The organism is Nostoc sp. LEGE 12454 (genome assembly GCF_056620565.1).
Genome location: NZ_JBWQXL010000085.1, coordinates 1 through 9,856 on the forward strand (window position 1 = coordinate 1; position 9,856 = coordinate 9,856).

At 43.6% G+C, this 9,856-nt stretch carries 6 protein-coding genes; 3 read left to right on the plus strand and 3 right to left on the minus strand.

Annotated elements, in window-relative coordinates; all coding sequences use genetic code 11:
- The 3 genes from AC1F2U_RS33895 to leuC form a co-directional block, all read right to left on the minus strand.
- Window positions 1-1,022: calcium-binding protein (locus AC1F2U_RS33895; protein WP_480265127.1), on the minus strand; the 1,022-nt coding region annotated here is incomplete at its 3' end.
- A 981-nt stretch (window positions 1,023-2,003) separates the two neighbouring features.
- Window positions 2,004-2,612: a 3-isopropylmalate dehydratase small subunit gene (gene leuD, locus AC1F2U_RS33900; protein WP_480265128.1), complete on the minus strand. Its 609-nt coding sequence runs from the start codon at window positions 2,610-2,612 to the stop codon at window positions 2,004-2,006.
- Window positions 2,613-2,698: 86 nt separating this feature from the next.
- Entirely contained in the window at window positions 2,699-4,102 is a 1,404-nt protein-coding gene (gene leuC / locus AC1F2U_RS33905; protein ID WP_480265129.1) for a 3-isopropylmalate dehydratase large subunit, read from the minus strand.
- A gap of 297 nt (window positions 4,103-4,399) precedes the next feature.
- On the opposite strand from leuC, the gene AC1F2U_RS33910 reads away from it, so the two are divergent.
- The 3 genes from AC1F2U_RS33910 to AC1F2U_RS33920 all read left to right on the plus strand — a co-directional run.
- Window positions 4,400-5,749, plus strand: a complete 1,350-nt coding sequence (locus AC1F2U_RS33910; RefSeq protein WP_480265130.1) for an ATP-binding protein — start codon at window positions 4,400-4,402, stop codon at window positions 5,747-5,749.
- Between the two features lie 110 nt (window positions 5,750-5,859).
- Complete coding sequence (locus AC1F2U_RS33915; RefSeq protein WP_193945494.1) at window positions 5,860-6,210, plus strand: four helix bundle protein; 351 nt, start codon at window positions 5,860-5,862, stop codon at window positions 6,208-6,210.
- Window positions 6,211-6,324: 114 nt separating this feature from the next.
- A partial coding sequence (locus tag AC1F2U_RS33920; RefSeq protein WP_480265131.1) for a WD40 repeat domain-containing protein occupies window positions 6,325-9,856 on the plus strand: 3,532 nt, incomplete at its 3' end.

The window sequence follows — 9,856 nt, forward strand, 5'->3', positions numbered from 1 at the left end:
CCGCCTGTGAACCAGACTGCATTTACAGAAGTTGCTGACAGGTTGTTGACATCGAGGATGTCATCACCGCCACCACCATTGATTTCAAACCTTTCTGCACTGTCTACAGTCAGAGTGAAGGGAACCAAATTCAGGCGATCGAAGATTGCCCTACCTTGAGCATCTTGTTGCAGGCGGAAGTTGTCTCCTACACCCGCGCCATTGACCTCAACCACGTCAAAGCCAGCATTACCGCTAATTCTATCGCTACCATCACCATTGTTCCAGATGAGCCTGTCGTTGCCGTTTCCGCCAGTAAAGGTGTCGTTGCCGCGATTTCCGATTAGGGTATCATTCCCGTCCCCACCGGATAGAAAGTCGATACCATCGCCACCTCGTAACAGGTCATTACCAGCATTTCCAAAAAGGTTATCACTGCCAGTACCACCTGTCAGACTGTCATTCCCCTCACCACCGAAGGCTCTCAATGGTGTCGCTGTGCCACTACCATCGAGCACATCATTTCCAGCCCCGCCTGTGAACCAGACTGCATTTACAGAAGTTGCTGACAGGTTGTTGACATCGAGGATGTCATCACCGCCACCACCATTGATTTCAAACCTTTCTGCACTGTCTACAGTCAGAGTGAAGGGAACCAGATTCAGGCGATCGAAGATTGCTCTGCCTTGAGCATCTTGTTCTAGGCGGAAGTTGTCTCCTACACCCGCGCCATTGACCTCAACCACGTCAAAGCCAGCATTACCGCTCATTCTGTCGCTACCATCACCATTGTTCCAGATGAGCCTGTCGTTGCCGTTTCCGCCAATGAAGGTGTCGTTACCACGATCTCCGATTAGGGTATCCGCTCCGTTCCCACCGGATAGAAAGTCGATACCATCCCCACCTCGTAACAGGTCATTACCAGCATTTCCAAAAAGGCTGTCATTTCCATCCAAACCATTGAAGTTATCAGAAGCGGCATTACTAATACCTACATCTGCTCCATTAGTCGGGCCTGGGCCTGGAATCCAAGTTACTGCCATGATTAATACTCCTAATTCTTAATTTATCTAAGTGAACAATGAGTTACTAATACTTCATTTTTAATAAATGAATGGAAGTACTAGTTTCTCTCTATGAACTAGAAAACTTATAGTTTTTAGCTGCTAAGTATTATTCAGAGATATTTTCTTGTTTTATGCAGAAGATTGGTTTTTGTAAAATTTCTTCACTATGAGTTTTAGAGACATACCTGACCTTTTCACGGCATTTTAAAAATAAAGAATAGCTCGTGAATCCCTTTTGCAAGCTAGCTTTCCACTGATTAAGTGATTTTCGTTAAAGTTCAAATAAATGTAAGTAGCGTTGAATAAATGACAATATTAAATACTAAGCCGTATTAGTATTGTGACTTTGCTGACAACTGGTTAATTCTTTGGCTAGTATTAATAATTGGGTGTTTATCTATAAAACACGGTGAGCTTTTATTCCAAGTATTTATAAGTACTAGTGACTTAAAATCACCTAATAAAAATTAATTCATTCAGTCATTAACCTAGATTTTTATTGAAGTTGAAGCATTTATTTTTACATTGACTCTCAAATAAGTATTTATCCAATGAGTAAAATGTAATACTTTAATCTCATTCAATATTGTGGTTCTAAAGTTACGTAAATTCGACGGCTCATATCGTGTCCGCTGAATTGCGCATAATAAAAGAACCTCACCCTGGTTTTGCTAGGCAAAGCCTGTCCCTCTCATTGAGGAGAGGGATTTCCGATAGGACAGGGTGAGGTTTAGAAGGACTTTTGGGTAATCAGATTACTTGTGTGTACACCGTAAGCCTACTAGGGGAGAGTCCACGCAATACGATTTGGTTAAAAACCGACCGATTATTGTAGAGACGGCGATTCATCGCGTCTCTTGGCTTAACCGAACAGTATTTAGAAACCACGCAGGAATCACAAGTAATCTACCGAAGATGATATCATTCCCTGGCTGACAGCTAGAGAATGAGAAAATACTAACTCGCGGCTAAATTACCCCAACCGACGTAGGGTAATTTTGTAGCTGTTGCCCGAACTTGGTCAGCGTTAGCTACTAACTGACCGCAAGCATCCCAAGTTCCAGAAATAAATGTGCTTCTTGTACCTTCACCGATCGCAACTGGGGCGATGTAATCGCCAATTTGCACTTGCAAGGTTTCCAGATTCACTGTCACGGCGGCTTGGGGATTGGCAGCGACTAACTCTTGCAGTTGTTTAACAGTCACAGCATCGGCTGTCAGACAAGGTATGCCCATTGCCACACAGTTACCGAAAAAGATTTCGGCGAAGCTTTCACCAATTAAAGCTTGGATTCCCCATTTTGCGATCGCTTGGGGTGCATGTTCCCGTGATGAACCACAGCCAAAGTTACGGTTAACTATTAAAATATTTGCACCTTGGTACTGGGGTTGGTCAAAGGGATGTTCGCCTTTAAGTGCTGTCCGATCGTCGATAAATGCACCTTCACCTAACCCATCAAAGGTAACGGCTTTCAAATATCGCGCCGGAATGATGCGATCGGTATCTATATCATTGCCCACTAAAGGTATACCGCGCCCTGAAACTGTTTTAACTTCACTCACCATAATTTTTATAAGAAACGAACCGCAAAGAACGCAAAGAACGCAAAGGAAAGAAAGTTTAAGAGAGTTTTCTCTGTCACAAGATGGGGTTACAGCAACTCGCGCACATCAGAGACTTCGCCTTTAATCGCAGCAGTGGCGACCATCGCCGGACTCATTAACAATGTCCGACCGGAGGAGGAACCCTGTCTTCCTTTAAAGTTGCGGTTGGAGGAAGAAGCGCTGATTTGTCTTCCTTGTAACTTGTCAGGGTTCATGGCTAGGCACATAGAACATCCTGGTTCGCGCCACTCAAATCCGGCTTCCTGAAAGATTTTATCCAGTCCTTCAGCTTCCGCCTCTTCCTTCACCCGTTCCGAACCAGGGACAACGAAGGCTTTGATTCCTTCTGCAACGTGGCGACCTTTGGCGATTTTCGCCGCTTCTCGCAAATCGCTAATTCTGCCGTTGGTGCAACTACCAATAAAGCAGACATCTATTTTAGTGCCCTTAATCGGTTGACCGGGATATAAATCCATGTAGCGGTAAGCTTCTTCGGCAATAAATCGGTCTTCTTCTAGCAGTTCTTCTGGTTGAGGTACTGACTGGTGGATACCGATACCTTGACCGGGAGTAATCCCCCAGGTAACGGTAGGAGAAATTTCAGCAGCGTCAAATATCACTACATCATCATATTGGGCATCTGCATCACTCTTGATCGATTCCCACCAAGCTACTGCTTTATCCCAATCTGCATCTTTGGGTGCAAAATCTCTGCCTTTGAGGTAATCGTAAGTGACACGATCGGGATTGACATAGCCGCAACGCGCACCGCCTTCGATCGCCATATTGCAGACAGTCATCCTCTCTTCCATATTCATGTGCTCAAATGTCGTCCCTGCAAATTCGTAAGCATAGCCTACGCCACCTTTGACACCTAGCGAACGGATGATATGCAGAATGACATCTTTCGCGTAAACACCAGGGTTGAGAGTGCCATTAACTGCGATTCTGCGGACTTTCAGTTTGGAGAGGGCAAGGGTTTGAGAAGCGAGAACATCCCGGACTTGACTAGTACCAATACCAAATGCGATCGCACCAAATGCCCCATGACTGGAAGTGTGACTATCTCCACAAGCGATCGTCATTCCTGGTTGGGTCAGTCCGAGTTCGGGAGCGATGACGTGAACTATACCCTGGCTACCAGAACCAATGTTGTAAAAAGTTATGTTATTTTCTTTACAGTTATTTTCCAGCGCCTGAATCATTTCCTCTGCCAAGTTATCGGCAAAGGGACGCGCTTGGTTTTCTGTGGGCACAATATGATCGACTGTGGCGACGGTACGCTGTGGAAAGAGTACTTTTAGACCTCTTTCGCGTAACATAGCAAAAGCCTGGGGACTGGTTACTTCATGAATTAGGTGAAGCCCGATAAATAGTTGCGTCAGCCCTGAGGGAAGTGTACCAACGGTGTGTAAGTCCCAAACTTTATCAAACAGGGTACCTTTGCTCATACGTCAATCAATATTTAAAGAGTCCGGTCTTAAATAGTATCAAAAAAAGTCTCGGTTTTTGCAGATAACTTAAATATTTTTAAACGCAAAGGAGCACAGAGGTAAGCGCAAAGGCACGCAGAGAATTTGCTACGAGTTGATTAAATTTCGTATTTGGAGATTAATAAACGATTCGATCGCCTTTGAGGCAGTAAATGCGAAAATTATCCGAAATAGTGAGATGCAAAGATGTAAATAACTTTATCCTTTTCCACAAGGATATGTTAAGACAATACGAGATAATTGCACTACCAGGTTATGTCCATAGATTTACGGGAATTTTATCAGGCTAGCGATCCCAGCAGAACTCTGTTTGTCAACAATAGCTCTGATGGCAAGTATTATATAGATTTTTCCTCGGTACGAGGTGGTGATATTCTGGGCAAGCTGAAGCAGAAAATTACTTTTTTTAAGCCGAATGAACCCACTTGCACTTTATTTACTGGGCATATTGGTTGTGGAAAATCGACAGAATTATTACGGTTACAGGCCGAACTGGAAAAGTTAGGCTTCCATGTAGTCTATTTTGAGTCCAGTGATGACTTGGAAATGACTGATGTCGATATTGCTGATGTGTTGCTAGCGATCGCTCGGCGGGTAAGTCAAAGTCTGGATAAAATTACCTTGGAGTCACCTAACAAGTTTAATGAGTTGCTGCAAGGTGCTTGGAAGGTCTTAAACTCCGAGGTGACGGCGGGAAAAGTTAAGCTTCCGGTGCTTGGTGATGTCGGTTTATCCGCAGATAAAGATAAGTTTTCTCTGTCTGTGGGCATTGGGGAAATCACCGCGAAGATGAAAAATGACCCAATGCTGCGCGAAAAACTCAATCAGTATTTAGCACCGCAGAAAACTAAGCTGCTGGAAGCAATTAATCAAGAATTATTAGAACCTGCGATCGCTAAACTCAAACAGCAGGGTAAAAATGGTCTGGTGGTAATTGTCGATAATCTCGACCGCATAGATAATCGTGCCAAACCTTGGGGTCGTCCGCAGCAAGAATATTTATTTGTCGATCAGGGTGAGTTTTTGACGAAGCTGAATTGTCATCTCATCTACACCATGCCTTTGTCGTTGAAGTTTTCCAACGATTACGGAATGCTGACTCAGCGTTTCCCAGAAGACCCCAAGGTGTTACCAATGGTTCCTATACAATGGCCTGATGGCAGCGTTCATACACAGGGAATGTTACTCATGCAGCAGATGGTACTTGCTAGAGCTTTTCCTGACATGACACCAGAGGAGCGTTTAAATAAAGTTACCGAGATTTTTGATAGTGCTGCTAGCCTAGAGCGTTTATGTCAAATGAGCGGTGGTCATGTGCGGGATGTGTTGAGGCTGCTGAATACCTGGATTATGGAAGAGATGAGTCTTCCTCTAACCCGTGAAACCTTAGAGCAAGTAATTCGTTCTCGGCGGAATGAAATCATGTTACCGATTTCTGAGGATGAGTGGCAATTGTTACGTCATGTCAAGGAAAGGAAAAAGGTGAGCGATGACCACGGATATCAAAAACTGATCCGCAGTCGGTTTGTGTTTGAATATCGCGATGGTGGCGAGTCTTGGTTTGATGTTAATCCGGTTTTGGCTGAGGCGAGGGAGTTGCAATGAGGAGGCAGGAGGCAGGAGGCAGGGGGCAGAGGGCAGGAGGTAGCGGGTAGAAGGCAGGGGGCAGGAGGTGCAAAATTATCTAGTTTTTTCTAACTTCAAACTTCTAAATCATGAGCTATAGAGAGCAATTTATATGGCAGCGCGGAGTGCAGATCGCTATTAACTGCTATCGACTTACCGAAAAATTCCCTAAGTCTGAACTTTACGGATTAACTAGTCAGATTAGACGCTCCGCAGTTTCTGTGCCATCAAATATAGCAGAAGGCTATGGTAGAAAAACACAGAACGAATATATCCAGTTTCTTCATATTGCTCTAGGTTCGCTTCGAGAACTCGATACCCAGTTGATTATTGCCAAGGAAGTTGGATTGACATCCCCGGAAATATTTACTCCTATTTTGGAAGAAGTTGATAGGTTTCAAGGAATCTTGGTGTCCACTATTCAAAAGATGAAGTCTTGAATCTCTCCTACCTCTTATCCTCTGCCCCCCGCCTTCCACCTCTCACCTCCTGCCTCCTGCCTCCTGCCTCCTGCCTCCTGCCTCCTGCCTCCTGCCCCCTGCCTCCATAAGCTTATGACAGACTCACAACCACCAAAAGATGACCATGTAAACAGCGATCGCACTCTGAAACAATTAGCTTGGGCGATCGAATCCTCTGTGGGACAGTTTAAGCTGATATTGGCCCGGTGTAATTATGCTAGCTTGCGCGATCGCTTAATCTCCAGACTGCGAGAAATTTGTCAAGTCGAAATTCGTGTCTTGACGGTGCGGCAATCGAACAGGACTCTTTATACTGCGATTCAGGAAGAATTCGGCGCAGAAATGCCAGCCTGTGTAATGGTTGTGGGTTTGGAATCCGTGCAGAATTTGCCTGTGATGTTAACTTCTGCAAATCAAGTGCGGGAGGAGTTTCGCAAGAATTTTGCTTTTCCCTTAGTGTTTTGGATTGACGATGAAATCTACAAGCATCTAATACAGCTTGCACCAGATTTGGAAAGTTGGGCAACTACGAGAAATTTTGATATATCAACACAGCAATTAGTAGATTTTATTATTGAAACGGCTAATCAATGGTTTAGTAATAACTTAAAATTTAGCTTCGATGTATATCTGAAGCTGGAAAATGAGTTAGAAGCAGCGCAAAGATATTTACTCAACAAGCCAGATATTTATAATTTAGATATTCAAGCTAACTTAGAATCTTTATTAGGTTTTGTTAAACAGATAAATAATCAAAAAGATTCGGCGTTAGAGCATTATCACAAAGCTTATAAGCTCTGGCAGCAAAGTCATAATTTAGAAAAACAGGCAAAAGTCATCGGTGAGATTAGCTTTTGCTATTATCTCAAAGCTTTGAAGCATCAAGATATCAATTGTCAAGATTGGCAGAGAACGTGGCATTATCTTCAAGAGTATATACATTTTATTAACCAGTTCCAAAGTCTAGATTTAATTGCTAAGGCAGTAGTGAAATTCGGTGATATTTTGCGAGACTTAAAAAAGTGGGAAATATTGCAGAGTCTTTCCGAACAAGCTTTAGTAATCCATCAAAATAACAAACAGCCAAGGGAATTAGCCAAAGATTATGGGTTTTTAGCTGAGGTGGCTTTGGCTCAAAAAAACTGGGTGAAAGCAAATCAGTTAGTTAAGCAAGCATTAGAAGTTTTTGCTGCAATTCCAAATCAGGAATCAGCTAATATATCAGGAATTTTATCTGATATTCCCGAAAGGGTTTTAAAATCAAAAGACTTGAGCTTATATCAATTTATTTTAGGTCGTTCTCAATACTATTTAGGTCAAATTAAAGAGGCAACTCTCAGCTTAGAAACTGCTAAAGATGTAGGTAATACCTTAGAAGATGTCAGGCTTTACTTGGATATTCTCAGGTTTTTGCAGCAGCTTTATTTTGAGCAGAAAGAATATCTCAAAGCATACAAAATTAAACAACAACGGCGTTCCATTGAACAGCAATTTGGCTTACGGGCTTTTATTGGTGCGGGTAAGTTAGAAGCTACAAAACAGGCATTTGTCGAGACATTGCGCTCAAACTCTCCCCAAGGAAATATTGCCCCAGAAATTGCTGCATCTGGTCGTCTCTTGGATGTAGAACGTTTAATCGAACGCATGGGTCGCCCTGATTATAAACTGATAGTAATTCATGGGCAATCGGGTGTAGGCAAAAGTTCCCTGGTGAATGCGGGACTGGTGCCGGCTTTAAAGAATAAAGCGATCGGTACTCAAGATTATTTGCCGGTGGTAATGCGCGTTTACACCAACTGGGTGGAAGAGTTAGGGAGGCTTTTGGGAGGGAGTGGGGAGTGGGGAGAGTTAAAACCTCAACGTTCAGCTTCTGAACTCGAAACTTCGACTTCTGAACTCGAAACTTCAGCCTCAGAACTCGGAACTTCGACCTCTGAACTCGAAACTTCAGCCTTTGAACTTGAAACTTCAGCCTTTGAACTCGGAACTTCGACCTCTGAACTCGAAACTTCAGCCTTTGAACTCGGAACTTCGACCTCTGAACTCGAAACTTCGACCTCTGAACTCGAAACTTCAGCCTTTGAACTCGGAACTTCGACCTCTGAACTCGAAACTTCAGCCTCAGAACTCGGAACTTCGACCTCTGAATTTCAAAATCCCCACTTTGTACAGACGCGATTCATCGCGTCTCTCCCCACTCCCCACTCCCTCCTCTTCCAACTTCGCAAAAACGAACAGCATAACCTCCGCACAGTACTAATTTTCGATCAATTTGAAGAATTTTTCTTTGTTTACACCGAACCTGCACAAAGGAAGCAATTCTTTGAGTTTTTGGGAGAGTGTCTGAATGTTCTATCGGTGAAAGTTATCTTATCGCTGCGGGTGGATTACATTCATTACTTGCTGGAGTGCAATGATTTGTCCAGTCTCAAGATTATTGGCAATGACATTCTCAGCAATAATGTGCTTTACAAGTTGGGGAACTTCTCACCTGCTGATGCGAAGTCAATTATCCAGCGTTTAACTGAAAATACTAGCTTTCACTTAGAACCTGCTTTAGTCGAACAACTGGTACAAGATTTAGCCGGAGAATTGGGTGAAGTTCGTCCCATTGAGTTGCAGGTTGTGGGGGCGCAACTGCAAACGGAGAATATTACAACTCTGGCAGAATATCGGCAGCGTGGTACTAAGGACGAATTGGTTAAGCGTTATTTGCATGAAGTTGTTAATGATTGCGGTGAAGAAAATCAGCAAGCAGCAGACATATTACTCTATTTGCTGACCGATGAAAAAGGAACTCGCCCTCTCAAGACTCGCGCTGAATTGGAACGCGATTTGTTCCCCTACTTTTCGGAGATCCCCCCAACCCCCCTTAAAAAGGGGGGCTTAATTTCTTCAACCCCCTTTTTAAGGGGGTCGCCGCAGGCGGGGGGATCAAAAACTAGGGCAGAACACGCTTCTGAAATCAGTAAATTAGATTTGATTTTAGAAATTTTTGTCCGATCCGGCTTAGTGGTTTTGCTACCAGAAAACCCCGCCGACCGTTACCAACTGGTACATGACTACATCGCCGCCTTTATCCGCCAGCAACAGGAACCGAAGTTAAAGCAGGTAATGGCGGAACTGGAAAAAGAACGAGAACAAAGAAAACTGAGTGAGGCGAAACTAAATAACTTTCTCAAACGCGCCCTTTTTAGTTCCATCGCCGCAGGTTTAGGATTTGCTGTTTTAGCAGCAGCAACATTCCAGCGGGAAGTAGAGGCAAATGTTAGTCAAATTAATGCCATCAATAATTCTTCTGAAGCCTTTGCTTTCTCTGGACAGTACCCAGATGCTTTAATCACAGCCTTAAGCGCAGGTAGCAAACTCAAGCATACACTTTGGGTGCAGCACAGAAGCGATACTTTAATGCAAACTGTGGTAACTTTACAGCAAGCTGTTTACTTAAAGCCAAATGAGAAGAAAGAAAATCGTGCGATCGAGGTGAATACTTTAGAAGGTCATAGCGATTCGGTCATTAGCGTCGCCTACAGCCCCAATGGACAACAGTTAGCTTCTGCTAGTCGTGACAAGACGATCAAAATCTGGGATGTCAGCAGTGGTCAACTCCTGAAAACCCTGACTG